This is a genomic window from Candidatus Enterococcus leclercqii, assembly GCF_009933135.1.
Lineage (GTDB): Bacteria > Bacillota > Bacilli > Lactobacillales > Enterococcaceae > Enterococcus_C > Enterococcus_C leclercqii.
Genome location: NZ_MAEH01000009.1, coordinates 131,370 through 158,012, shown reverse-complemented (window position 1 = coordinate 158,012; position 26,643 = coordinate 131,370). Strand labels below are relative to the sequence as shown.

The 26,643-nt window shown below is 45.2% G+C and carries 22 protein-coding genes and 1 riboswitch; of the genes, 13 read left to right on the top strand and 9 right to left on the bottom strand.

The window, feature by feature from the left end; genetic code table 11:
• Positions 1-129 precede the first annotated feature (129 nt).
• A complete protein-coding gene (locus BAU14_RS02950; protein WP_161898591.1) occupies positions 130-681 on the bottom strand; it encodes a TetR/AcrR family transcriptional regulator in 552 nt (183 codons plus the stop codon).
• A gap of 180 nt (positions 682-861) precedes the next feature.
• Between BAU14_RS02950 and BAU14_RS02945 the strand changes: the two genes are divergently transcribed.
• The 3 genes from BAU14_RS02945 to BAU14_RS02935 all read left to right on the top strand — a co-directional run bounded on the left by BAU14_RS02945 (position 862) and on the right by BAU14_RS02935 (position 5,173).
• On the top strand, positions 862-1,563 hold the full coding sequence (locus BAU14_RS02945) for an ABC transporter ATP-binding protein (protein ID WP_202622150.1): 702 nt from the start codon (positions 862-864) through the stop codon (positions 1,561-1,563).
• A gap of 67 nt (positions 1,564-1,630) precedes the next feature.
• Positions 1,631-4,393, top strand: a complete 2,763-nt coding sequence (locus tag BAU14_RS02940) for an ABC transporter permease (protein WP_161898590.1) — start codon at positions 1,631-1,633, stop codon at positions 4,391-4,393.
• A gap of 192 nt (positions 4,394-4,585) precedes the next feature.
• Positions 4,586-5,173 (top strand): TMEM175 family protein, encoded by a 588-nt coding sequence (locus tag BAU14_RS02935; protein WP_161898589.1) that lies wholly within the window; start codon positions 4,586-4,588, stop codon positions 5,171-5,173.
• A 366-nt stretch (positions 5,174-5,539) separates the two neighbouring features.
• Here the strand turns inward: BAU14_RS02935 and BAU14_RS02930 are convergent, their stop codons facing one another.
• From BAU14_RS02930 to BAU14_RS02915, 4 genes are all read right to left on the bottom strand, one after another.
• Positions 5,540-6,901, bottom strand: coding sequence for an amino acid permease (locus BAU14_RS02930; protein WP_161898588.1), 1,362 nt, complete (start codon positions 6,899-6,901; stop codon positions 5,540-5,542).
• 258 nt (positions 6,902-7,159) lie between these two features.
• Complete coding sequence (locus BAU14_RS02925) at positions 7,160-7,906, bottom strand: amino acid ABC transporter ATP-binding protein (protein WP_161898587.1); 747 nt, start codon at positions 7,904-7,906, stop codon at positions 7,160-7,162.
• A 9-nt stretch (positions 7,907-7,915) separates the two neighbouring features.
• Positions 7,916-9,517: an ABC transporter permease subunit gene (locus tag BAU14_RS02920; RefSeq protein WP_161898586.1), complete on the bottom strand. Its 1,602-nt coding sequence runs from the start codon at positions 9,515-9,517 to the stop codon at positions 7,916-7,918.
• Positions 9,518-9,636: 119 nt separating this feature from the next.
• A riboswitch (Lysine riboswitch) is annotated at positions 9,637-9,809 on the bottom strand.
• 226 nt (positions 9,810-10,035) lie between these two features.
• Positions 10,036-10,332 carry a hypothetical protein gene (locus tag BAU14_RS02915; protein ID WP_161898585.1) on the bottom strand — a complete coding sequence of 99 codons (297 nt, stop codon included), beginning with the start codon at positions 10,330-10,332 and terminating at the stop codon, positions 10,036-10,038.
• Between the two features lie 281 nt (positions 10,333-10,613).
• Between BAU14_RS02915 and BAU14_RS02910 the strand changes: the two genes are divergently transcribed.
• Positions 10,614-11,525: an EamA family transporter gene (locus BAU14_RS02910; RefSeq protein ID WP_161898584.1), complete on the top strand. Its 912-nt coding sequence runs from the start codon at positions 10,614-10,616 to the stop codon at positions 11,523-11,525.
• Positions 11,526-11,668: 143 nt separating this feature from the next.
• Here BAU14_RS02910 and BAU14_RS02905 read toward each other — a convergent pair whose 3' ends face one another.
• The 3 genes from BAU14_RS02905 to BAU14_RS02895 form a co-directional block, all read right to left on the bottom strand.
• On the bottom strand, positions 11,669-12,988 hold the full coding sequence (locus tag BAU14_RS02905) for an MATE family efflux transporter (RefSeq protein ID WP_161898583.1): 1,320 nt from the start codon (positions 12,986-12,988) through the stop codon (positions 11,669-11,671).
• 427 nt (positions 12,989-13,415) lie between these two features.
• Positions 13,416-14,138: an amino acid ABC transporter ATP-binding protein gene (locus tag BAU14_RS02900; protein WP_161898582.1), complete on the bottom strand. Its 723-nt coding sequence runs from the start codon at positions 14,136-14,138 to the stop codon at positions 13,416-13,418.
• A complete protein-coding gene (locus BAU14_RS02895) occupies positions 14,131-15,600 on the bottom strand; it encodes an ABC transporter substrate-binding protein/permease (RefSeq protein WP_161898790.1) in 1,470 nt (489 codons plus the stop codon). Before BAU14_RS02895 ends, BAU14_RS02900 begins: the two co-directional genes overlap by 8 nt.
• Positions 15,601-15,834: 234 nt before the next feature.
• Here BAU14_RS02895 and BAU14_RS02890 point away from each other — a divergent pair, with 234 nt between their 5' ends.
• The 3 genes from BAU14_RS02890 (at position 15,835) to BAU14_RS02880 (ending at position 18,061) form a co-directional block, all read left to right on the top strand.
• The gene (locus tag BAU14_RS02890) at positions 15,835-16,539 is read left to right on the top strand and encodes an NAD-dependent protein deacylase (protein ID WP_161898581.1); all 705 of its coding nucleotides are present in this window, start codon (positions 15,835-15,837) and stop codon (positions 16,537-16,539) included.
• A gap of 66 nt (positions 16,540-16,605) precedes the next feature.
• Positions 16,606-17,463, top strand: a complete 858-nt coding sequence (locus BAU14_RS02885; RefSeq protein WP_161898580.1) for a chorismate mutase — start codon at positions 16,606-16,608, stop codon at positions 17,461-17,463.
• 76 nt (positions 17,464-17,539) lie between these two features.
• Positions 17,540-18,061 (top strand): transcription repressor NadR, encoded by a 522-nt coding sequence (locus BAU14_RS02880; RefSeq protein ID WP_161898579.1) that lies wholly within the window; start codon positions 17,540-17,542, stop codon positions 18,059-18,061.
• Between the two features lie 162 nt (positions 18,062-18,223).
• Here BAU14_RS02880 and def read toward each other — a convergent pair whose 3' ends face one another.
• A complete protein-coding gene (gene def / locus BAU14_RS02875; RefSeq protein WP_161898578.1) occupies positions 18,224-18,787 on the bottom strand; it encodes a peptide deformylase in 564 nt (187 codons plus the stop codon).
• A 256-nt stretch (positions 18,788-19,043) separates the two neighbouring features.
• Between def and BAU14_RS02870 the strand changes: the two genes are divergently transcribed.
• The 6 genes from BAU14_RS02870 to BAU14_RS02845 all read left to right on the top strand — a co-directional run bounded on the left by BAU14_RS02870 (position 19,044) and on the right by BAU14_RS02845 (position 26,635).
• A complete protein-coding gene (locus BAU14_RS02870) occupies positions 19,044-19,994 on the top strand; it encodes an ROK family protein (RefSeq protein ID WP_237580396.1) in 951 nt (316 codons plus the stop codon).
• A 334-nt stretch (positions 19,995-20,328) separates the two neighbouring features.
• Entirely contained in the window at positions 20,329-22,584 is a 2,256-nt protein-coding gene (locus BAU14_RS02865; protein ID WP_161898576.1) for a helix-turn-helix domain-containing protein, read from the top strand.
• A gap of 316 nt (positions 22,585-22,900) precedes the next feature.
• A complete protein-coding gene (locus tag BAU14_RS02860; protein ID WP_161898575.1) occupies positions 22,901-23,071 on the top strand; it encodes a hypothetical protein in 171 nt (56 codons plus the stop codon).
• Positions 23,072-23,161: 90 nt separating this feature from the next.
• Positions 23,162-24,523: a family 20 glycosylhydrolase gene (locus BAU14_RS02855; protein ID WP_161898789.1), complete on the top strand. Its 1,362-nt coding sequence runs from the start codon at positions 23,162-23,164 to the stop codon at positions 24,521-24,523.
• A complete protein-coding gene (locus BAU14_RS02850) occupies positions 24,520-25,266 on the top strand; it encodes a class II aldolase/adducin family protein (RefSeq protein ID WP_161898574.1) in 747 nt (248 codons plus the stop codon). The genes BAU14_RS02855 and BAU14_RS02850 overlap by 4 nt, the downstream gene beginning before the upstream one ends.
• Positions 25,229-26,635, top strand: coding sequence for a rhamnulokinase (locus tag BAU14_RS02845; protein WP_161898573.1), 1,407 nt, complete (start codon positions 25,229-25,231; stop codon positions 26,633-26,635). The genes BAU14_RS02850 and BAU14_RS02845 overlap by 38 nt, the downstream gene beginning before the upstream one ends.
• Positions 26,636-26,643 lie beyond the last annotated feature (8 nt).

Genomic DNA, 26,643 nt, shown 5'->3' with positions numbered 1-26,643 from the left:
TTAGTTACACGTAAGCGACTGAAAAGCAGTCTTTATACCAGTATAACGAAAGAAAAAAATCAGCACAAACCTAAGCGCTGCAAAAGGCAGAAGAGAGCTATTACTTGCAAGAAGAGTCCGTCAAATATTTCACTGGGTGTTTTGCAATACTTTAATGAGCATACCAGTCAGTGCTTGAGCTGGCACCGGCGAGCCATCTTCCAACCATTGGAGGATGGTTCCGATAGTCCCTTTGACAAAGTAAGCAAAATAATACTCCAAAAGCTGCGGATTGTCTTCTTGAAAGCGTTGACGGAATTCGCTGATGGCCAAATCATGGACCTCATTGAAAGTGATAGCCAAAAGGCGACTGTCCTGATAGTCTTTCAAAATCAGCCGACCGACCACGGCATTTTCCTGTAAGACTTCGATGAAACGATTGAGCCAGGCTTCGAGATGATCTTTGGGCCGCATTGCCAAAATTGGTAAAATCTTATCCAAGAGATCTTGTTCGATTTGTGAAAAGAGGTCAGCGGGATCACGAAAATGTTGGTAAAAGGTCCCGCGGTTAATGTCTGCCTGTTGACAAATCTCTGTGACGGTAATCTTCGAAGGGTCTTTTTCTGCTAAGAGCTGGAGAAAGCTGTCTTTGATCGCTTGGCGTGTATAACGTGTGCGGCGATTATTTTTAGTACCGGCCATGTAGAAGCCTCCTATCAAGTATAAATGAGGGGGAAAAGATGAATGGTTGAACAATTTCCTAAAAAGTGTTGGTTTTATGACACAAGAAAAATAATTGCATATTGCCGCTGTTTTTCGAATTCATTATACTGACAGTGTGATATGTTTTCAACAGCGTGTTGAAAGAATGGAGGAAACAACGTGGCATTCATCGAAGTAAAACATGAATACAAACGCTATCAGATGGGGGAAACTGAAATCCTAGCCAACAATGATATGAGTTTTGAAGTTGCAAAAGGAGAGTTGGCAGTAATATTGGGGCCTAGTGGAGCTGGCAAGTCTACGGTTTTGAACATACTTGGCGGTATGGACAAACCCTCAGAAGGAGAAATTATCGTTGACGGTATCCATATCGAACACATGAGTGACAAACAATTGACGGCTTATCGCCGCAAAGATGTCGGTTTTGTCTTTCAATTTTACAATCTGGTTCCTAATCTGACAGCCAAAGAAAATGTCGAGTTGGCAACGGCAGTGGCACCCGACGCTTTGCCGGTGGATGAGGTGCTAGATCAAGTGGGACTAGGTGAACGCAAGCAGAATTTTCCGGCACAATTGTCTGGCGGAGAGCAACAGCGGGTGGCGATTGCGCGAGCGTTAGCAAAAAATCCTAAACTTTTATTGTGCGATGAACCGACTGGGGCGTTGGATTTTGAGACTGGTAAGCAAGTCTTGAAACTTTTGCAAAATGCCAGTCGCAAACAAGGCCAGACAGTTTTAATTATCACCCACAACTCGGCGTTAGCACCAATGGCTGATCGGGTGATCCGAATCAACGATGCCCGTGTGCGCTCGATGACAGTCAACCCGCAGCCGATATCAGTAGATGAGATCGTTTGGTAAGCTTCTAGTTATCGAATATTTTTTGTAACGCGGCGACTGAAATTGCCGTCATGGGAAAGGAAGTACAATGAAAACTAATTTGTATCTCAAAACAGTATGGCGGGACATCCGGGATTCCTTTGGTCGTTTTGCTGCCATCGTGATTATCATTTTTATGAGTGTTCTTTTATTTGTCGGAATCAAATCAATCGGCCCCGACCTGAATCGCACCGCAGACCAGCTGATAAAAACACAAAAGGTATCGGATCTTCAGGTGGTTTCGACTGGCGGCTTGACTGAAAATGATCTAGAAGCTGTTACAGCCGTGGCGGGAGTTACTGCCGAGTTGGGCCAACGACTCCCGATACATGAAGAAAAGCAGCAGCTAAATCTCCAGGTTTATTCCTATGCCGGTACCGATGGGCAAAATCACCCCATCATCACTAAGGGCCGTTTGCCAAAAGCAGCTGACGAGATCTTGATTGATCGGGTATTAGCAGACCGCTATCCACTGGAGACGACAATTACCTTGAAAGATGAGCAGCTAAAGAACAATACCTTTACAGTCGTAGGCTTCGCGGATTCCCCTATCTATGTGGATGATCGGGAACGAGGCGTCACCAATATCGGCGACGGCCAGGTGAGCGGCTTTGCTTACGTGCCCCAAGCAGCTTTCAAAAATGAGAACTATAGCATTTTGTATGTTTCTTTTAACGAGTTGGCAAAGCTTGCTCCTACTTCTAAAACCTATAAAGAAGACTTAGCTAAAGAAGAAGCTAAGGTGGAGCAGGCGCTGGCTGCACGAAAAGCGCCCCGCTTGAAAGAAATTAAAACGCTAGCTGAGGAAAAATTGGCCCCAGAAGCCAAAAAGTTAACCGAGGCACAGCAAAAGCTGCAAGACGGACAAGCGCAACTGGATCAAGCAAAAGCGGAGACTGCAGCTGCTCGTCAGCAATTGGAGGCCGCTAAAACGCAGTTGCAAGCTGCTGAAGCTATCGGTCAAGGAAATCCCGCCGCAGAGCAACAGTTAGCAGGAACCGAGAAAAATTTGTCAGCCGCCGAGGCGCAGTTAAAAGAAAAGCAACAAGAACTAGATGACAATCAGGAAGAAATCAAAAAAGGGCAACAGGAACTGGATCAAGCCAAGCAGGAAATCGATGAACTGAAAGAACCCAACTATCTGCTTACTGAAAGACAGGACAATCCTGGTTTCAATGAGTTTCAAAGTTTGGCTGTGCGAATCGATGCTATCGCTAATGTCTTTCCGGTGTTCTTTTTTCTGATTGCAATCTTGATTATCTTTACCTCCATGACCCGTATGATTGAAGAAAATCGCCGGGAAATCGGCACCTTGAAAGCGTTGGGCTATCGTAATGGCGAGATTGCTTCAAAGTATCTTCTTTATGCCTTTGCGGCGACTGTGATTGGCGTGGTACTGGGTGTAGTGGCAGGAAAAAATCTGTTGCCGCGGATTGTCTTTGATATGCTCAGTGATCAATATATCTATCAAAGCTATGCAAACGAATATTTTGTCCTACCGATTTTGATTGCAGTGGCGGCAGCAGCTTTTTCAACATTGGTTTCTTCAGCGGTGGTATTGATCAAAGACTTGCGGGAAAAACCTACCACCTTGTTGAATGCCAGAGCACCACGTTCAGGACAGCGGGTGTTGTTAGAAAAGGTGAAACCCATTTGGAACCGCCTGAATTTCAATCAGAAAGTTGCTTATCGCAATATTTTCCGCTATAAAGCTCGCGGCTTGTTGACAGTTTGCGGTATCGCCGGTTGTGCCGGTCTGATGGTGGCGGGTTTTGGCTTGCGGGATTCGATTCCGGCACCGACAGCGATTCAGTTCAGCCAGTTGGTCCATTATGATGGTGTTGTTTCGCTGGATGAAGACCTCAATCACGATGAAACTGACTCCGTGGCGCAATTATTGACACAGCAATCAGAAATTACAGAGACGTTCCGGCTTGAAACGCAGCAGGTGACCTTCAAAAAAACCGGTGTCACTAAGCAAAGTGCGACATTGAATGTAATCAATCCTTCTGAAAAGCAGTTGACAGATTTCGTAACTTTGCAATCAGGAAAAAATCAGCCACTGAAACTGACGGATAACGGGGCACTGGTAAGCCGGCAATTGGCCAAGCTCTTTGATGTCAAAAAAGGCGATACCTTGAGGATGACTAATGCTGCTGGTGAAAACTATTCGCTGAAGGTGGCGGGAATCTTTGAAAATTATCTGGGGCACAGTCTCTATTTGACCCCAACCTATTATCAACAGGTTACCGGAGAAACCTCGCAGGACAATGCGTATTGGATCACTACTAAAGATTTATCGAGTAAAAAACGTCAAGCCTTAGCCAAGACACTATACAAGTCAGAGGACATTTTGAATGTGACCTATATGGCAGATCAACTGAAAAAGCAGGATTCCATGACGGAAAGCATCGGCCCTATCGTCTTTATTTTCATTTTGTTGTCAGCAGTGTTGGCCTTTGTGGTTTTGTACAATCTCACAAATATCAATATCAGCGAGCGACAGCGGGAGATGGCGACCATCAAAGTGCTGGGCTTTTACGATGGTGAGGTGACCATGTATCTCTTGCGGGAAACGGTGGTATTTACCGTGATTGGTATTCTTTTAGGCTTTGGCGTGGGTCGTCTGTTGACTTGGTTTATATTGACGATGGCGTCTTCGGATACGATTGTCTTCCCAATGGTGATTCACTGGCAAGGCTATGCAGTTTCGGCGGCCTTAACCATCCTCTTTACCGGAATTGTAACGGTGGTGACTCACTTCAAGTTAAAACATATCCACATGATTGAAGCGTTGAAATCCAACGAATAATCCGGCAAAAGACAGCGGTGAAAAATAGAGTCTGGGCTGTTCTGAGAGAGTCAGCTTCATATAGTTGTTGCGTCTCAGCTTTAGTTTTTGTTTACTTGGTGGGCTTTTACACAGGAGCTGTCCGCTGTGCTAAAATGGAAAGAAAATGGCAGCAGGAGAAGCTGGCCACAGAACCATGTCAGGGGTGAGTAGATGACAAAGTCGAGATTAGAAGCTTTTACAGATGGCGTCGTGGCCATCGTAATCACTGTGTTGGTGTTGGAAGTTCGCTTTCCCACAGAGCCTACGTTGTCTTCAATCTACGCTTTAAAGGATGTCCTGACAGCCTACATCGTCAGCTTCATCTTTGTGGCAGTCATTTGGGTCACCCATCACCGCTTGTTCCGGATGACAGAGAAGGTCAATGACAAGGTTATATGGGCGAATATTTTTTGGCTGTTCTGGCTGACGCTTTGTCCGGCGGCGACACAATGGGTAGGACAAAATCCTGGTGAATTCTGGCCGGAATTGTTGTATGTGGTGGTGTATACCATGTGGAGTCTTTCTTTTGGCATATTGACGCGCCAAGTGATTGCAGCAAACGATCCGACTTCTCGGGTCAATCAGGTCTTAAAAGGCGACAGACGCAGCCAATTATCCATGATTATCAATCTGGTACTAATCGCCGGTGTCTTTTTTGTCCCACAGGTCGGACTATTTGGCCGCTTTTTAGTCTCCGCTTTGTGGGTACCTTCCTATGAGACAGCTGGAAAACTCCAACGAACTGTCTTTGGAAAGTAGTTGCCGATAAGGATTGCCCCTTATCCGTAGAAAGAAAAGTCTGTGTTTGAAATTTTTAGCAATAAAGGGGCCGTGACAATAATTGAGTCACCCTCCTGCGAACCGAACACTACCAAACGCGAGCCGCAATGAAAAGAGAAGTCACTTCCATTAAAAATAGTGGAGGTGACTTCTCTTTATACGTAGGGTATTGTTCTCTCTTCGGAATAAAACATGAATAGGGTCACAAATTTTCCTCATCCGTATACTTTTTACTAATTATGTTATGGTTAAACATCCGCTGTTTAGCACTTGGAAATTACTTATGTCATCCTTCCTTTTTGCTTGTGATTCACGTTTGGTAGTATTTGCTTTGCAGGAGAATTGTCAGCTTCCTTTTTGCTTTCGCTGAAATTTTAGATAGTAGATTCCTCGTAAAAGTAAAAACCAAACTGGAGTAACCAAAGCCGCCAGTCGAGTTTCGGGAGTATACAGTAACACACCGGAAACAAACAGCAAAAAGGCGAAGATCAGATAGTTGCTCAGCGGATAAAAAGGCATCTTGAAGGCATGGCTTTGCTTGCCGCGAATGCTGCGGCGATATTTTAAGTGGGTGTAAGTTAAGATCCCCCAGACAAACAAAAAGCAGGTGGTAGCAATACTCGTTACCACGGTGAAGACTTGACTAGGCATTACGAAATTCATAATTACGGCACTGAAAATCACCAATGCGGAAAAAAAGATGGCGTTGGCCGGGACTTGGTGTTTCGTCAGTTTAACGAAGGGCTTCGGAGCACTGCCTTCTTGGGCCAGCGAACGAATCATGCGTCCAGTACTGTAGATGGCACTGTTGCAAGCAGAAGCTGCAGCGCTGAGGACGACAATATTAATGACAGTCGCAGCGACAGTGATGCCAATTTCAGAAAAGACTTCCACGAATGGACTTTCACTGGTGCCTAGACTATTCCATGGATAGATAGCCATAATTACAAAGAGGGAACCAAGGTAAAACAAGATGATTCGAATCGGAATATTGTTGATGGCTTCTGGCAAGACCTTTTCCGGATCTTTGGTTTCCCCAGCCACCAGACCCACCAGCTCAATCCCAACAAAGGCAAAGGTTACCATCTGAAAGGATTGCAAAAAGCCCTTGAGACCTTTAGGAAACCAGCCGCCGTGAGACCAGATATTGGCAAGTTTTACCGGACCGGCTGAGGTGGGATAATGGGTGAAAATCATATAAGCGCCAATACCGATTAGCGCCAGAATTGCCACCACTTTAATCAAAGCAAACCAGAACTCCAACTCACCAAACAAAGAAACGGCAATCAGATTCAGCGCCACTAAAATCAACAGCGCGCAGATTTCCGGCAACCACTGGGGGATGTTAGGAAACCAGTAGCGAACATACAGTCCGGTGGCAGTCAAATCCGCCATCGCAATGGCAATCCAGCAAAACCAATATGTCCAGCCAGTTATAAAAGCCCATTTTTTACCGAGATATTCGGCTACGAAATCCAAAAAAGAATGGTTATTCGTGTTGGAAAGCAACAGTTCCCCTAATGCTCGCATAATCAAAAAGCAGATGCCGCCGGTAATCATATAAGCAAACAAAATGGAAGGACCCGTCTGCTGAATGGACTTTCCCGATCCGAGAAATAACCCGGTACCGATGGCGCCACCGATGGAAATCAGTTGGACGTGACGATTTTTAAGACTGCGGGAAAGCTCCTGCTCTTGCTGTGCCATGAAAATTCCTCCTGGAAAAGCTGCTCTGTCGAAACTTCGATACTGAAGATAGCGAGACTGGGGACAATAGTTATTACGAACGAAACCAAAGTCGCTGATTTATAATCGTTAGGACAGAAACGAATTTTTTCAATAATGGGTCATTTTACCTCGATTCATGAAAGTTTTCAATAGTGTCTTTACAATCCGTGAAAAAACCGCCTCCGCAAACAGTGTAAAAAACACTGTAGCGAAGGCGGTATTCTGTTTGTAAAAATGTTATTCTTCTTTTTCCAATACCCGTTGAAGGAATTCTTTTGTGCGGGCCTCTTTGGGGTTACCAAAAATGTCTTCAGGGGTTCCTTCTTCAGCAATGACTCCTTGATCCATAAAGATGACACGATCGGAGACGTCTCGGGCAAAGGCCATTTCATGGGTTACGATAACCATGGTTAAACCGGTATGAGCCAAGCTTTTCATGGTTTTCAACACTTCTCCTACCATCTCTGGATCAAGAGCCGAGGTAGGTTCGTCAAAAAGCATGACATCTGGATTCATGGACAAGGCACGAGCAATCGCTACCCGTTGTTTTTGACCGCCGGAAAGCTGGGCTGGCATCGCTTTTTGATAGCTGGCCATTCCGACTTTTTCCAGATTGGCAACGGCTGTTTTCGTAGCTTCAGCTCGGCCACGCTTCAAGACGGTGACCTGACCGGTAATACAGTTTTCCAGCACATTCAGGTTGTTGAAGAGATTGAAAGATTGGAAGACCATTCCCAGATGGGTGCGGTATTTTGTCAGGCTATAGCCTTTTTGCAATACATCTTGACCCTGATAATGGATTTCGCCGCTGGTAGGGGTCTCCAAGAGGTTGATACAGCGCAACAGGGTAGATTTCCCTGATCCGGAAGAACCGATGATACTGACCACTTCACCTTTGTTGACGGTAAAGTCGATATCTTTCAAGACTTCGTTGTCCCCGAAGCTTTTTCTTAAATGTTTGATTTCAATAATGGATTCTGTCATGGTCTTCTCCTATTCTTCCAGTTCATTCTGAATGGTGGCAGTATCGGTTTTTTCATAAGAGGATGGGCCGTCAATCTTGTTTTCGACTAGTCGCAGCAGTCGAGAAACAGTAATCGTCATGACAAGGTAAATTAAACCAATGATGGCAAAGGTTTGGAAATACTGATAGTTAGTGCCGGCTGCCGAATTTCCTTGGAAGAAGAGATCGGCTACCGAAATCACGCTCAATACGGCGGTATCTTTGATGTTAATGACAACTTCGTTACCAGTGGCTGGCAGGATATTGCGCAAGACTTGAGGCAATACGATTTTTTTCATGGTTTGTCCATGGGTCATCCCGATAGCTTGCGCCGCTTCAAACTGTCCTTGGTCAACCGCATAGATCCCACCGCGGACGATTTCAGACATGTAGGCACCGGTGTTGACAGAAACGATCAGCAGCGCGGCAAAAGTTCGATCTAGGTTGATCCCGAAAGCCATACCCAAGCCATAGAAGATAACCATCGCTTGTACCATCATAGGCGTTCCACGAAAGACTTCGATGTAGACGGTTAATAGGCCATTGAAAAGTTTTTGGAAAAAGCGACCTGCCAAGCTGGCAGCTTTCGGCAGTGTCCGGTAAACCCCAATCAATAGGCCAATTCCCATCCCGATGACTGTTGAGGTCAATGCAATGAATAAAGTTAATCCAGCGCCTCGTAAAAAGAGGCCGCCATAATTTTTCCAGATATTTTTGAAATCAGCGAGAAGGCCGGGCTTTTCTTGAGCAGTCGCTTCTTTATCCGCAGCGACTGGCTGCTCTTTGATTGCTTGATCCATCAGTTTCAAACGCTGGTCTTGAGAAATACCAGCCAAAATTTCATTGACCTTGGCGATATTAGGATCACCTTTGCGCATCCCGATAGCTACCTGAACATCTTCCGGATTGGTTTTGAAGCCTTTGCCCTCAGCGAATTCTACCATTTTGTACTGGTTGCTGGCAGTTTCAGCAGTGACTCCTTCTGGACGTTCACTGACATAGCCGTCGATATCGCCGGACAATAGGGAAGCGCGCATTTGTGAGAATCCTTTTGCGGCCTGTCGTTTTTCAACTCCGGGAATCTGATCAATCACTGTGTAGTGGAAAGTAGACTGTTGTGCGGTGATTTTAGCACCCTTAAAGTCTGCTAAGGAGGTGGCATCGGCGTATTTGCTGTTAGCACGGGTCACGATGACCAAGTCGGACTCGTAATAAGGATCGGTAAAGTCAATTTCTTTTTTTCGTTCAGCGGTGGGGGACATCCCGGCGATCACCGCGTCGATATTGTTAGACTGCAGTGCGACTGGTAGACCGTCCCATTCAGTTTTGACAATAACCAGCTTTTTGCCTAGGCCTTCAGCAACCTTTTTGGCAATCTGAACATCGTATCCACCGGCCCAACTCGATTTATCGATGGGAACCGCTCCGTGGGCATCGGTGGTTTGGGTCCAGTTGAAAGGGGCGTAGCCGGCTTCCATTCCTACGCGAAATTCGTCATTTGGAGTTGTTTCATCGGCGTAGGCTTGGGGTACCAAGCCAATCAGCGATAACAACAAAGTCAACAAGGTGATCAGGGCAGCTCTTTTTTTCATAATTCTCTCCTTTTGAGATAGTGGACTTATTGGGAACACAGTGTCTTTCAAAAACAAAAAACAGCCGTCCCTATGCTTAGGAACGGCTGTGAACAAGCAATATTGTTTACGAACCTCTCACAAAACATAGCGCACCTTGGCAATAGCCAAGACAGTCTGCAAATTGTTCATTTGCAGCCCAACGGATAAGGAGCAGCATCTCCTTTGCCGTTTCGGCGAAAGCCCCTAGGCCCGCTTCGTCGCAATGCTCTGCTCGACGGGGTTAATGGCGTTCGCAACCTCTACATGGTGAAGTCATTCTCTCGATTTTAGTGGTGTACTTTAATAATTTTTAATAATTATAGATAGGAGTTTAAAGGATAGCCAGCGGATTGTCAATGGATAAAGGTGATTTTTCAGAAAATCAAATGGCAGCTTTCAGCAGAGAAGGGCTATCCTCCCAGGCAATCCGGCAGGTGAAGTTGGCGAAATACCAACAAAAAAAGATCGACACGTCATGAGACGCGCCAATCTTTTTGTTAGGCGATCTTTTCTTTTGGCTCGCGGCCTAAAACGGCTTGTACCAGTGTCAAAGCAACCAGTACGCCCAAAATCACGTAGATTAGGCTTGAGTATTGAGTGATGCCCCAACCCCATGTGCGGTAGACTGCCAAAGTGATAGCCAAAACGATAGCAGCAATCACATTGAAGAAAGCAAAGGCCCACAGGTTTCCGTTTTCTTTCTTAGCCAGATAAAAGACTGAAAAGAAGACGCTCAACGCCAACCAGGCGATACAAACAAGAATAATGCCCCAGTAAATGATAAATGGTACCATGGATTTTCACCTCGCAATAATTGTGTGCTGCAGACAGAAGTTTTTTCCAGTGACACGAAAATAGGCATCGGCGATACAGCTGTTGCTTTTTAGTGTGCACTTTCTCACAATCAGGACTACAGCCACTGATTCCATCTGCCATTTTAGCATGTTTTTTTTGTGCTGTCATGAAATGAAGGTTTTCTAGCAGAAAAAAAAGAAAAATATTTGACGGTGAAAAAAGATTAAGCTAACTTTAAGAAGATAATCGGTTAAATTTTTAGGAAATGGATGTGTTGGGAATGTGGTTTGCGTCTGCACTGATCACGATTTTGGCTTGGGGGACAGCCGATCTCTTCTATAAAAAAGGAAATAACGCCGCTGACCCTCACAGTGCCATGAAAACTACTATCATGGTAGGGCTGGTTATGGGGCTGCATGCAGTGTTATATTATGGCGTCTATGAAGGCATCAATTACGATTGGAAAAATCTGATCGTCTATTTGCCGGTTTCGGCGATGTATATTTTGTCGATGGCGATTGGCTACTTTGGGTTACGCTATATCGAAGTCTCCATTTCCTCGCCAATCAGTAATTCTTCGGGCGCGGTGACGGCACTTTTGGGCTTTATGATTATGGGCAACTCATTGAATGGCTTACAGTTTTTAGCAATCAGCATGATCTTGATTGGTATTTTGTTGCTGTCCATCTTTGAAAAAGAAGCCGATGATGCCGAACTAGCCGCAGAAGGGGTCCAAGTTGATCCGAAGTACCGTTTTGGAGCTATCGCCATTTTGTTTCCCATTTTGTACATGATCATTGATGGTATGGGGACCTTTTTAGACAGCTATTATCTAGAGTACAAAAAGATCCTTCCAGAAGACCAAGCCAATATGAGTTATGAACTGACTTTCTTGCTCGTGGCATTACTGCTATGGGGGTACTTGGCACTAATCAAAAAAGAAAAATTCGCAGTCTTTGAAGAGCGGGACAAAGGTCTGGCAGCCATCTTTGAGACGCTGGGTCAATTCTTTTATATCGGTGCGATTTCCAGCAAAGAAGCGGTCATCACTGCGCCGCTGATCTCTGCTTACGCCATTGTTTCAGTCTTGTTGGGAAGAATTTTTTTGAAGGAACGGTTGAAAGCCAAACACTATCTAGTGATTGCCGCCATCATGATCGGGATTGCTATCCTGGGCTTTTATGACGGTTGAAAAAGCAAAAATCCGGGTTGCCGGTCATCCAAAGGTCGCTGGTTTCAGCGAATAGAAGATGACGGCATCCGGATTTTTTGCTCGTATTAGCTGAAACACGCCCCTAGTGCTGTCCGTTGCGCAATTAAAGTGTCAAAGGTGTGCTAGTTAATGTCAGCAGAATCTGAACTTCTTGAAGGACAGGGGATAGTAAATTGTTTGCGGTAGTAAAATAGCAGACCATAAGCTGCTGCCATAGTCAAAAACTCTGTGATAGGCAAACTGCTCCAGACCCCGGTCATGCCGGCTAAACGACTTGCTATCAGCAAGATTGGAATAATCAGCAGGTACCCTCGCAATAAAGCGATGGTAAAGGCTTGTTTGGCTTTGCCCACAGCTGAAAAAAAGATAGACAGCAGAATATTACTGCTGGAAGCAAAGAAAGCCAGAAAATAGATTGGAATGCCAGTGACTGCTAAATTAGTCAAGACAGGATCGTTGTCACTATTGAAAAAGCCGGTGATTGGATATTTGAAGATGATTAATAGTGTATAGAGAATAGCGGCTAATCCCAAACTGACTTTAAGTCCAAATTTCAAATAATCGTTGACTGCTTTTTGATCACCTCTACCGGCAGCCCGACTAATCAGCGGCTGCACCCCTTGAGCTACCCCGGTGAACATCGCTAAGCCCACTAGGACGATATTGGCCAGAACTCCATAGGCGGCAACTGCGACATCACCCCGCAGTGACAACAACACCTGATTGAAGATCAAGATGCTGACTCCGGTACTCATTTCTGTCAAAAAAGAAGACAGCCCCAGTTGAACGGAGCGGCTGATAGTTTCCAGGCGAGGAATCGCTAAGGACAGTGTCAGTTTTCGCTGCGGTTTCTTACGGTGAAGACTCAGGATAGCTAAACTTAAAACGGGCGATAAAACGGTGGCCAATGCTGCGCCAGCCATCCCCATATCCATTGGAAAGACGAAAATATAATCAAAAATGATGTTGAAAAGGCTGGAAGCGAGCATGGCCATCATTGCCAGCTGTGGGTTGCTGTCATTGCGGACAAAGGCCAGAACCAGATTGTTCAAAATGAAAAACGGTGCCATAATCAGGATGAAACGCAGATACATAACCGTCAAATCCAACGTTGCCGCGCTGGCTCCCAAAGCAGTAGCAATCGGATTCACAAAGAAAATGCCCAATAGCGTAAACTCGCCGCCGAGAATCAGTGCGGTGACGATCAACTGAGAAAAGTAATTATTTTTGCCAGCCTGCAAGCTGAATAAGGTGGCACCACCCATACCTAAAAGTAGCCCCAGGCCGTTCAAAAGATTGAACAATGGCAAGGCAATATTTAGTGCGGTCAGTCCCAAATTACCGACGCCGTTTGCAATAAACAGGGTATCGGCCAAGATGTAGACGGACAAAGCTAATGTACTAAGGACACTTCTGGTAACGTAACTTCTGACTTCTTTCATAAAAACTCCCTCTCTTTTGGCTTTGCAATAGCCGCTTAAAATTGCGAATGACGCATAAAAAGGAACGGTGCGTCATCCTCCTCATGGCCTATCAGATGACGTCCGTTCCCGACTGCAAGTCGGCAAAACCCGGCGATTTTGCATATATTCAATTCCGCAAACAGCCAGCAAATGGTACATTTACGGCGATTTTCGGTAAAATTTCATGATTCTCAGACATTTTAGCACCGGATTTTTTCAAAGGCAATGAAGATGGGCAGATTCTCATTGCTTTTTGACAAAGTACTCATTGAGGTCATTGCCGTCGATAGGAGATCTAAATAAGTGATCGGCCAATAATAAAAAAACAAGCAGCTGCCACTTTCTTTCAGTGGCAGCTGCTTGTCTTGCGCGATTGGTAGTATTCAATTCATTTTTTGAAGCTCGATTATAGTACTTTGCGCAAAAAGTCTTGGGTTCGAGGATTCTTGGGCGCGCCGAAGATCTCTTCCGGGGTTCCTTGTTCTTGAATAATTCCTTGATCCATGAAAATCACTCGATCGGCAACTTCTCGGGCAAAGCCCATTTCGTGGGTGACAACTACCATGGTCATGCCTTTTTCTGCCAAGGCTTGCATAACTGCCAGCACTTCGCCGACCATTTCCGGATCCAAGGCAGAAGTCGGTTCGTCAAACAGCATAACATCAGGATTCATAGCTAATGCACGGGCAATCGCTACCCGTTGTTGTTGCCCGCCGGAAAGACTGGCAGGGTAAGCCGCAGCTTTATCAGCCAAACCTACTTGTTGCAACAAGGCCAGTGCGGCACCGTTTGCTTCTTCAGCAGATTCTTTTTTGACTTTCACAGGGCTGATGGTCAAATTCTCTAAGACGGTCATGTGAGGAAAGAGGTTGAAGCTTTGGAAAACCATGCCCATTTTCTGACGTAATTGGTCAATCTGAACCCCTTTAGCCAAAATATTTTGGCCTTCAAATTCAATCACTCCGCTGGTGGGTTGCTCCAATAAGTTCAGACAACGGAGAAAAGTAGATTTCCCACTGCCGGAAGGGCCGATGATTACTACGACTTCACCGGCAGCTACCTGTAGATCAATCCCTTTTAATACTTCGTTTTCATCATATGCTTTATGCAGGTCTTTGACATCAATCATTGGCCATTCTCCTTTCAGCTACACCTAAGAGACGGGAAATTGTAAAGGTTAAAACAAAATAGATTAGTGAGACAATCACGTAAGGAATAAACGGTTTGAAACTAGCCCCTTGTACCACACCGGTTTGGAAGATCAATTCGGAAACCCCAATGACGGAAACGACTGAGGATTCTTTGATGACAGTCACGAACTCGTTGCCCAAAGCAGGTAGGATATTTTTGATAGCTTGCGGGAAGATGATAAAGCGCATCGCTTGTGCCTGATTCATCCCTAAAGAACGGGCCGCTTCTAGTTGACCTTTATTGACAGCGTTGATTCCGGCACGAATAATTTCGGCTACATAGGCCCCGCTGTTCAGCGCCAGCGCGATACAACCGGCAGCCAGCTTGGACATGTCAAAGCCTAAGACACCAGTCCCAAAATAAACGATAAAGATTTGCACCAAAAGTGGAGTGCCGCGAACATATTCAATATAAATAGTAGCAAGCAGCTTCACAAGCTTGCTTTTAGACAGCTTCATTAATGCCAAGATTGCGCCAAGGACAGCACCAAACAAAACGCCGATAAAGGCTAGAAAGACAGTATAACCTGCTCCGGAAATATAATAGGGCAAGTATTTTTTCAAAAAGCCCTGGTCGCCTTCTCCCAGCATCAATTCATTGGCTTCCTTCTGATAGCCTTCTAGCAAGTTCTGGGCTTTAATATCCGCGATAGAAGCGTTGATTTTTTCCAAAAGATAAGGGGCATTCTTAGCAACCGCGGCAGCCATTTCTTTACTGCCGTCTTTGAAGTGCACTTGATCTGCGACAGCGAGGCTCTTGTTGACTTGGGCATAGGCGTCAGCTACGGGCCCTTCGATAATGACAGCGTCAATTTTTTCATTGGTCAAGTTGGTAATCAAATCGGGTACTTTTTGTAAGGATGTGATATCGGAGTTTGGCAGTTCAGCTTTTGCCAGTGTCTCCTGGTCACTTTGTTTTTGGACACCGACAGCGACACCATTCAAGACGTCCAATGAAGTAAATTTGTCGGCATCCGCTTTTCTGACCACGACTTTTTGTGTGACGGTCATGTAGCCATCAGTGAAATTGACTTCTTTTTCCCGCTCGGGTGTCGGATTCATTCCGGAAATAACCATGTCGATTTTCCCAGTCTGTAAAGCACCTAATAGCGCGTCAAAGCCCAGTTCTTCGACTTTTAGTTTAACACCTAAGTCTTCGGCAATTTTTCCGGCGATAGCAACGTCAAAGCCGACTACTTTGTCTTCGCCGTCTACCGTTGCATGAAATTCGAAGGGGGCATAGTCGGCAGAAAGTCCCACCACCAACTCACCGCTTTGCTGAATCCGCTGGTAGATGGGATCGGTGGTTTCTTCGGCATGAACAGGGGTCTGAAACGCGAACAAACTCAGTAAGAGTCCCAGTACCGGGATGAGCAGCAGTGGTTTCAACTGTTTTTTCATAAGCATAAATAAATTCCTTTCTTGCAGCAAAGAGGAGCAACTCTTTGCGAATATACATAATTTTATTTTTTTTGTATAAAAATTCACTCGAACGTGCTAAATAGTATCATATAATTATTAAAAAGAAAAGGGGATGCCCGCAATTTTTTCGTGAATCAGCAAGAAGGCTCGCTGATTGGAGGCTTGGTAATCCACAGCCAAAACGGGTATACTGAATCTGCGAGGTGAAGAGTCATGACATTGACCGCTAAACAGGCAGCAGACAAGATTCGTGATGCCCAAAAAGTTACATTTTTGACGGGGGCAGGAGTCTCAACATCGTCTGGAATTCCAGATTACCGCTCGTTGCAGGGAGTCTATCAAGGAATCGAAGCGCCGGAATATCTGTTGAGTAGAGAATGTATGACAGCAGAACCGGAAAAATTCTACAACTTTATCAACTGCCTCTACCATCCCACGGCAATGCCCAATGTGATTCATGAAAAAATCGTTGCCTTAGAACAGCAGTCGAACCGAATCGTTTGGACAGTGTCACAAAATATTGACGGTCTCCATGCCAAAGCCGGCAGTCGTCAGCTGGTAAATTTTCATGGATCGCTATACGAATGCAGTTGTCGCCGATGTGGCAGTTTGGTACCTTGGCAGGACTATCTGAAAAGTGATCGACATCAGGGCTGTGGCGGGCAATTGCGACCAGACATTGTGTTGTATGGCGAAGGTTTTACTGATGAAGTGTTAGATCGCAGTATCCGAGCTGTCAGACAAGCCGACTTGCTAGTGGTGGTTGGCACCACTTTTCAAGTCCATCCTTTTTGTGATTTGATCCGCTACGCCAGTGTAGGGGTGCAGATTATCGCCATCAATCAGACACCGGTGTCTATGCCCGCTGAATTTGAGATGGTACAATGTTTGGGAGAAGATGTTTTTGCTTTGATTTAAATGAACGACGCAGAAATTGACGGGCAACTTGCAGAAATGCTCGTAAAAATGCCATTGGAGGGAACTATGAGAACTGAAAAAGAAAAGATGATTGCCGGTGAACTGTATTTTTCAGCAGATCCGGAATTGATTGCCGACCGCAAAGAGGCCCGAATCCGCATGAGTCAAATCAACGAAGAAGCAGACGGCCGAATGCGCAGTGTATTGTTAGCTGAAACTTTTGGGGCATCAGATGGCAAACCTTACCTTGAGCCCAATGTCCGCTTTGACTATGGTTATAATATTTTTGTAGGCAAGAACTTTTATGCCAATTTTGACTGCACGTTTTTGGATGTCTGTCCCATCGAGTTTGGCGACAACTGTATGTTGGGACCTGGCTGTCAGGTATTGACGCCTACCCATCCACTGCATCCGGTGAAGCGCAACAGCGGCCTAGAAGGTGGCAAGCCTATCAAAATTGGCGACAATGCTTGGTTTGGCGGCAATGTCACCATTCTTCCCGGGGTAACGTTAGGTGACAATGTCGTCGTTGCTGCTGGGGCAGTGGTTACCAAATCTTTTGGGGACAATGTTGTACTGGGAGGTAATCCGGCTCGCATCATCAAAACCATCGATTTAGATGATAGACAAGCGGACCAAAGTGAGGCCTCCGCTGACCCATTAGCAAAACCGCGGAAAAAAATCGACGAAATCGACAAAGAACTGACACGATTGTTGGAAGCGCGAATGACCGCTGTCAGTGACGTTGTGCGTATCAAAAAAGAGCAGGATATTTCTGTATTAGATACGAGTCGCGAGACAGCGGTGATTGATGGCATCCGCAATCAGGTTCAAAATAAAGCCTATGAAGATGCCATCGCAACAGTCTTTGCCGATATCATGAAACGTTCTCGGGAGTTCCAAGCCGATCAATTGAAAAAATAGACCACTGCTTGATTGCCGAAGCACTCGGTAGTGACTGTATGGTCATTTTATTATCCGCAATCAGGAGGGAATTATGATGATAGAAGGAACAAAACGCCGCCAAGAAATTTTGCAGCGCTTGCAGTCAACGGAAAAACCAATCAGTGCGAGTCGCTTTGCTCAAGAGTTAGGAGTTAGTCGCCAAATCATTGTCGGTGATGTAGCCTTGCTGCGAGCTGCCGGCGAAGAAGTCATCGCTACTGCTCGAGGCTACAAACTGAATCAGGCGGAAGACCATCTGGGTTATACGAAAAAAATTGCCGTGCAACACGATGCCTCCAAAACGCAAGAAGAGCTGGAGACGATTGTAGCTAACGGTGGAGAAATAATAGACGTGATTGTCGAACACGAACTCTACGGAGAGTTGACCGGCGGCCTGCATATAAAAACGCCTAAAGACGTCACCGCGTTTATGGAAGCTTACCGCAAATCAAATGTCGGCTTGTTGTCTGATCTTACCAATGGCATTCACCTGCACACCATCCGTTATCAAAGTGACGCCGACCTTGAAAAAATCACCCAAGCATTAGCCGCTAAGGGAATCTTATACCAACAGTAATTGATTTTTCCTATGACACAGAGCGACATCTTAGACAAAAAAACAGCGACAGCTCCCTCGTGTCTTGAGAGTAGCTGTCGCTGTTTTTTTCTTGAGTTTACCTAGCAGTGGTCAGATTGCTGCCTTTTTTGAGGTTGCTAGGATAGAAATCGTAGCTGAAAATTACTCGATAACTAAAACGCCTTCTTTAAGTGCAAAAGGATTGGCTTCGTTAATATGATCATAGAACATGACACCATTCAAGTGATCAATCTCATGTTGCACAACGATGGCCTCGTAATTTTTCAACCGGACCTTTTGTTTTTTGCCGGCTGCATCATAATAAGTCACAGTCACTCGCGCGTGGCGGACGACATAACCAGGAACTTCTCGGTCGACGGACAGACAGCCTTCTCCTTCACCTAGACAAGCATCTTGTACAGAATGGCTGAGAATTTTGGGGTTGTACATGACAGCACTCAAGATCGGCTCTGGTTTTTCTGGGTCAGCAGAAGGAACATGCACTGCAATAATTCGTTTTGAAATGTCTAATTGTGGCGCCGCCAGACCGACACCGCCCCGCAGTTGCATTTCTTCAGCTTTTACAGGGTCTTGACTGTTCTTCAAAAATTCCAACATGTCTTCGCCTAATTTAATATCTTCGTCACCGAGCGGGAAGCTGACTTCAGCAGCAACTTGACGCAGTGTGGGGTTTCCTTCGCGGATGATGTCATCCATCGTGATCATAATGTCTTCACCTCAGTTAATGTTTTCATTTTCATAGTTTACCACAAAAAAATGAGTGATGGCGGGATTCCTGCGCATTCTTTAAGGGCCTTTAAAAGATGATGAGCAAAAAAAACACATCCTACCATAAAAACACAAACAGATCTTCGCGGCAGCAGCAGGGAGTTGTCGTATAATGGCAACAACTAAATGAAAACGCATTCTGTTGCGGAGATGTGGCAGAGCTTTTGAAAAAACTGGAATGGAGCAGATACAAATGACAAGTCATGAGAAAAAATTAGTCGCAGTAGATATCGGCGGTACCGGTGTAAAAACCGGCCTGTTGACAGAAACGGGAACCAATCTGGCTAGTGGTCATTTTCCCACGCCGCGTCATGATTATCGCTTGATGACGGAGATGTTGATGAACCACATTGATGAAAACTATGCCACGGGCTTTGACGGGATTGCGATCAGCAGTACGGGACTGGTGGATCCTGGGACACAGGAAATCGGCATGAGTTCACCGATTTATGAACCATTCGGCAAAGAACTGGTACGTCAGCTGCAAGCCCGTTATCGAGTGCCTGTCAGTGCAGAAAACGACGGGAATTGTGCTCTTTTGGCAGAAAAATGGCAAGGGGCAGGTCAAGATTGCCATGATCTGGCAATGATTGTTTTAGGGACTTCTGTTGGCGGGGCTGTAATGATAGAGGAAAAGCTGGTTCGAGGTTCCCACTTGTTGGGGGGCGAATTTGGCTACATGTTGATGCCGGTTAAGCAAGGGGCCAAGCGTTGGGAAATCTGGAGTATCACTGGTGCCACCCGAAGCTTGGTATTGGATACAGCTTTGAAAAAAGGTGTAGACCCTGCTGATTTAGATGGTCGTCAAGTGACTGAACTTTTGGCCGCGAACGACAAAGAAGCTCAAGAAGCAGTCGCCGATTTTATCGAACAATTGGCGGTGGGCTGTTACAATCTGCAATATGTGTTGGATCCACAAAAAATACTGATTGGCGGTGGTATCTCCAAAGCTGACTTTTTATTGCCAATGCTGCAGGAAAAAATTGCGGAAATCTCAAGCCATATCCCCAGCAACGTGCTTTTGCCGGAGATTGCTATCTGTCGCTTTGGCAATGAATCCAATCTTTTGGGTGCAGTTTATGATTGGCGTAACAAATTCGGTTGCGGGCAAGTTGTTGCTATTAACGACGAGCATCAGTTATAAAATATGGGTTGATTTTAGAATAAGAAAGACAGGAAAGTCCCAAAAAGCGACTTTCTTTCTTTTTTACGGTAAATATCACAGACGTTCTGTTATTCGCTTTCAATGCCTTAAAATATCCTAAAAATTCCCTTAGTAATGTTCTTTTAATATCGAAATAACCTAAATTATGTGTTAAGTTTACAATCGGACACATCGTGACAAGCCAGTGATGGACAGTTGTTACGATATGTATTTTTTTCAAAGATTGTGGGAAGCGTTTTATTTCTTGCTCGTTACATAGTTGTTTGGAGCAGCAGGTAACTTTGTCCGCTGCAAAGAAAAGATGGAGGAGAAAATGAAAAAAATCATTGGTCAGATTAAGCAAGCCTGTTTTTCAGGGTTAGGTCGTTCGGTAGGTTCTTACTTGCTCGTCTTTTTAGTACCTTTTTTGATTGTTTCAGGTATCTGGTTTAAAACTTCAAAAGACAGCATCAATCAGCAACTGGAATTGTCAGCACGAAATCACTTGTTGCAGTTGCAGTCTTCTTTTGAGAATAACTTGATGCAGCTAAATGATCTTTCCCACCAAATTCCCCATGATAACAAGTTGTCACTGAAAATGATTAGTCATCCTTATTATACACTGGAAGGACAGCAATCTTTGCGAAAGAACCGACTAGAAGGTAGTATCGTGGATGAAGTATTCCTAATGTACTATGAAAAGCCGGATATGCTTTTTTCTACAAGCGGGTGGTTGAACACTGAGTTGCTTTTGAAGTCTTCCGGCAAGAATAATTTTAGTGCTGGAGAGATTGCGCAGCTTTTGACTACTGATGTACCAAAATTAATTAATCTAGAAGACGAATACACAGAGAGTCATAATCGAATGTACTATCTGGTACCACTACAAAACGCTGACCAAGTATCCTACGGGACGGCAGTTTATGCTATCAAGGAATCAAGTATCCAGAAACTTTTGGATCAGTCTTCTTATGGTGAAGAAAGTACGAATTATTTGGTCAATGAACAAAATCAGGTGTTGTCCAGCACCGGCAATCGCGAGTTGCTCAGCTACATGAATAATCCTGACAATGTTGCACAAGCAAAACAGGAGAAAACCTTAACTATTAGTGGGCATCGCTTTATGACGCAGCAATTGGAGAATACTGGTCTGGGACTTTCCTACATTGGGGTGGTCAATCCAGATAAGGCACTGGCGACTATCAATCGAGTGCAGCAAAAATTTCTTTACTTTATTTTAGGAACACTTCTTTTGGGCAGTGTTCTGGTCTTTGTATTGGGTCGATACAATTATCGTCCGATTCAACGCTTGGAACAACTGATGGAAGAATACGATGATGAAAATGCGGAGACGCATGTGTCTGGTGAGCGGTCGGGCATCCAAGTTCACGAACGGGTTTCGCGCTTTTTAAATGAGAACAAAGAACTCCATGAAGAAATCCAACGCCAAACGCCACACGCCAGAGAGCAAGTCTTACGTAAATTAATCGGTGGTCGGATCAAAGATGAAGAACAACTGGTGGTCTTGCTGGATTCCGTACATGTGCAGTTGAAGGGGAAATACTACTTCACGATGACCATCAGTACGAGAGAAAAAGGCCTCAATGAGTTCTCCCAACAGCATGACGTTTTGATGGAATATCTGCAAATGGTTCGAGGCACCGGTTTTGTAGGCTATGCTACCGAAGTGTTGTCTACTCAAGTTATCGCAATTTTGGTAGCTTATGAAGAAGAAACCGAAATGAAACGGATCTCCGAAGCTCTTTATAATGACACTTTTGATCTGGTGGGTTTGCGGCCAACAATCGCTGCAGGTAATCCTGTCAAACATTTAGCAGAAATCAATCGTTCATTTATTGAAAGTTTGGCGGCATTGGAGCACTCCTTTACAATGAAAGAACAAGCCATCGTCTACTATGACGAGTTGAAAGAAGAGCCGGTTACCGGGGGAATTTCATACCCTGATTCCCAAAAGATGAAATTGATCCAGAGTTTGACACAAGGCGATTTTGATGTTGCTGGTGAAACCATTCATCGTTTGATAGAAAATGGCTTGGATCAGCAGCTTACTGCGGGTGCGCAAAAGATTTACGGCTTTTATCTGCTAAATATTCTCACGAAGTTTGCCTCTGATATTCAGAGCTGTCCCGCATTGACCACGGCGGAAGAAGCGGCCGATTTCCACAGTTTGTATGATCTGGAACCGCAACTTTTAGAAATTGCCAAAGTGTTGTGTGCGTTGGTACAATCCAAACCGCAAAACCAGGAATCGCAGTTGAAACAGGAATTGTTTGCCTTCATTCAGGACAATTATGCCTCGTCGCAACTCTCGCTGGAAATGGTGGCTGAAGAGTTTCAACTGTCGGTGTCTTATCTCAGTCGCTTTATCAAAAAAGAAAGCGGCATGACTTTCTCCAAATATATCCAAGAACTGCGGATGGAAAAAATCAAGCAAGCTTTGATTGATTCAGATCGACCGATCAAAGACATCATTCGAGAAGCAGGGTATTATGATGTGTCCAACTATACCCGCAAATTCCGCACCCTTGTAGGGGTTACTCCCGGACAGTTCCGCACATTAAACAAATAGTAAAAAAGTTATTTAGTGATCAAAAAGAAAGCAAAGTAGGCAAGACAGTGACAATAGTTGAGTCATCGTCCTCTGACGCAAACAATACGAAAGATGAACCGTAAAAGACAAGTTACTTCCACAAATGGTGGAAGTGACTTGTTTTTTCATTGTTAAACCTTTCAAGGACGGACTCACTTTTATCGGTCCGAATATTCCTTTTGCCGATTTAGATACAAGGATTGTCGCAATTAGTTATTAATAGATAGTTTCTTATCTAAGTGATGTGAGCGTCGCCTGTTTTTGTGGCAGAGTTTAAAAAACGGCGCGACTGTTCATGACAAAGAAATGCTACACTGGGAAAAGTGATACCTGCACCAAAGCGGGGCGGTTTGCTGCTAGTTTTTTGATTGGGGGCAGTATCCACACAGCCGGGGTAGGCTACATAGTGGTGTATCATCGAGGAGGGCAACAGCTCACCGTCAGAAGAAAAAACCACACATTGTAGTGAATGCGCTGTCATTGTAGGATGAAGAAGCAAGTTAGATAAAGTAACAAGTTAAATGAGCTAGTAAGGAGTGAACATGAATTGATAACAATGAATGAAAAAGGCCTGATCGTGACTTATGACGAGCAGTTGGCCGAAAGCGCAAAACGATTTTTGAATTTTTGTGAAGAGATACCGGGAGCGACAGCAAGTCTGCCGCAAATTACACTGAGGCTGGATGTCGATTTGGCAGGTGATTTTGAAATTCATCAACAAGATCAGCAGGTCACGATTACCGGTCGTGACGAGAGCCAAGTGTTTTATGGTGCTGCCAAAGCACTGCAAGGGCAGTTGCTTCAACAGCCGGTCAGCGGTCTGTTTTACGGTGGAATCCAAGAGCGTTGCTTTATGATCGATATGGGACGTAAGTTTTTCTCATTAGCGAGTTTAAAACAGCTGGTTCGCAGCTTGGCTTTGTTCCAATTTACGCATCTGCAACTGCATTTTTCCGAGAATGAAGGATTTCGGATTGAATCTGAAGCCCATCCAGAAGTGGTATCACCAGAATTTCTGACAAAAGCCGAAGTTCGCGAACTGATTGCATATGCCAACCGTCATTTTATCCAAGTGATTCCAGATTTCGACAGCCCAGGACATTTGAAGCAGATTTTGAAGAATTATCCTCAGTTCCAATTGACGACCATTGATGAAGAAGGTAATTTCACCAAAGATGCAAAAGCGTTGGATTTGTTGAATCCAGAAGCTGTAGAGTTGGTTCGGGACTTTTACCGAGAGTACGGGGAGCTGTTTTCTGAAAGCTGTTACTTCCATATCGGCGCCGATGAATTTGTTGATTTCGACCAAATTGACAAATATCCGACACTGGCGGCCTATGCCAAAGAAAAATTTGGCGAAGAAGCAAGCGGAATCGAGGTCTTTATCGAATACGTCAATCAGACCATCGACTTTGTACGTCAGCTGGGCTTTATTCCACGGGTTTGGAACGATGGCTTTTTCCGACTCAATCGGCAGGAAAAATTGTCATTGTCCCCTGATTGTGAAGTCTCTTATTGGACCCGTTGGAATCAAAATATGGCGCCAGTGGAAACCTTCTTTGAAAAAGGCTACAACGTCATCAACCACAACGACAATTTCTTCTATTTTGTACTAGGAGAAGCAGCTAGCTACACCTACCCGACATATGAAAAAATCGCCGAAGACTTTACTTTGACCACTTATGCCAACAATCAAGTGGTAGAGGCGGCTTATCTGGCTCAGACGCCAGCTATCGCATTGGCGGTTTGGTCTGATATTCCTGATGCACTCACAGAAAAGCAAGTGATTGAAGCGGTCTTTTGGCTGCAAGCGGCATTGAGCCAAAAAGTTTATCGGCAAGAGTTGTTGGCAAAGGCAGACTTCCAATCACTGTTTACAGCATGGCAAAATACTAAAAAGACGGAGGCAACAAAATGAAACCCATCAACGAACAAGAATTAAGAGCAATGATCTGTGATGTCTGTAACAAAATGTGGCAGCTGGGCTGGGTGGCGGCCAATGACGGCAACGTGTCAGCTAAATTGGATGACAATACGATTATCTGCACCCCAACAGGCATCTCTAAAAGCTTTATCACTGCCGATAAGCTTATCAAAATCGACTTAAAAGGCAATGTTTTAGAAGCACAAGCAGACTACAAGCCTTCTTCTGAAATCAAAATGCATTTGCGCTGTTATGAAGAACGTGACGATGTACAAGCCGTTGTTCACGCACATCCACCGGTAGCCACTGGTTTTGCTTTGGCCCACATCCCTTTGGATAATTATTCTTTGATCGAAAGTTCATTGACCATCGGGGCTGTTCCGATTACGCCTTTTGGAATGCCTTCCACTGAAGAAGTGCCGAATGCCATCACGCCATATCTGAATGAACACGATGTCGTTTTGTTGGAAAATCACGGGGCTTTGGCGATGGGTTCAGACATCGTGACGGCTTATTACCGGATGGAGTCACTGGAATTGTGTGCCAAGACCCAGTACTATGCCCGCACATTGTTGAATACGCAGCCAGAACCGGAAATTTCTGCTGACCGGATGGGGGATTTGATTGCTATGCGGGAACGCTACGGCATCACAGGCCGCCATCCCGGCTACAAAAAATACAATACCGAGGAGACTCGTTATGAACAACCGCAAACCTCAAGCCCTGCTGGCGTTTGATTTAGGCGCTTCCAGCGGTCGTGGGATCATCGGCCGCTTTCAAACAGGTCAGCTGACTATGGCCGAAATCCATCGGTTTGACAATCGCCCCATCACAGAAAATGGCCACCTGTGTTGGGATCTGCCGACACTAGTGACGCAGATTAAACTGGGAATCAAAAAAGCCTCGGAATCTTATGAGCTGCTCAGTATTGCCATTGATACTTGGGGAGTGGATTACGGTTTGCTGGATCATCAGGGGCAGCTGTTGCGGTTGCCTGTCCACTACCGAGATTCCTCTAGTCAACAAAGCTATGAGAAGCTGCAGGATACTTTTGACGCTGAAAAATTATTTGCGGCCACCGGCAATCAGGTGATGGCAATCAATTCACTGTTTCGATTGGCCTGCGAAGAGTCAAAAGAACAAGCGGCACAGCTGCTGTTGATGCCGGACTTACTCGGCTATTTGTTGACTGGAAAGGTGTTGGGAGAAAAGACGATTGCTTCTACCACGCAACTCCTAGATCCAATCACCGGTGACTGGCACCAAGCGCTGGCAGCTCAATTTGGTATCAGGGAAAGTCTGTTGCCGAATCTGGGGCAGGCGGGAGATTTTGTCGGTGTGTTGCAAGACCCTGAGCTTCCCGAAATTCCTGTCTACAAAAGCTACGGCCACGATACCGCTTGTGCTGTTGCCAGTGTACCGACTGCTAAAGAAGAATTTTTATTTATTTCTTTAGGTACGTGGGCTTTGGCGGGAACTGAAACCGCAGCACCTGTTTTAGAACCAGCCGCACAACAGCTAGGCTTTTCCAATGAAGGAGGCCGACCTGGCCGCAATCGTTTCCTGAAAAACCTCACGGGACTTTGGCTAATCCAAGAATTGCAACGTTCTTTGGCACGGACAGGGACACACATGAGTTTTCAAGAGATGATGGAATTGGCCCGATCATCTGCGGATACGGTCTTAATCGATACGCAGCAACCCCAGCTGGCTCAACCTGAGCACATGTTAGAAAAATTAACGAAACTGATGCAGGCAAAAGGGTGTCTTCAGCCGACTGTTGGTGAAGTCATTCGCTGTGTCTATCGCAGCTTGGCGACAGCCTTTGCTCAGACTTTTGCAGAAATCCATCGTTTGACAGGGAAAACATACGAAGAAATCCACATTATCGGTGGCGGTGCCAGAGCAGATTTTCTTTGCCAATGTATCGCTGAAACCTGCCACAGACCGGTCATCGCCGGACCAGTAGAAGCGACGGCCATGGGTAATCTCGCCGCCCAAGGCATTGGCTTGGGCTACTTGACCTCCATTCACGCTTTTCGCCGGCAATTGACGGCACTGCCAGAGCTGAAGTGTTATCAGCCGACAAGAGTACAAGTGTATTGACCAACAAT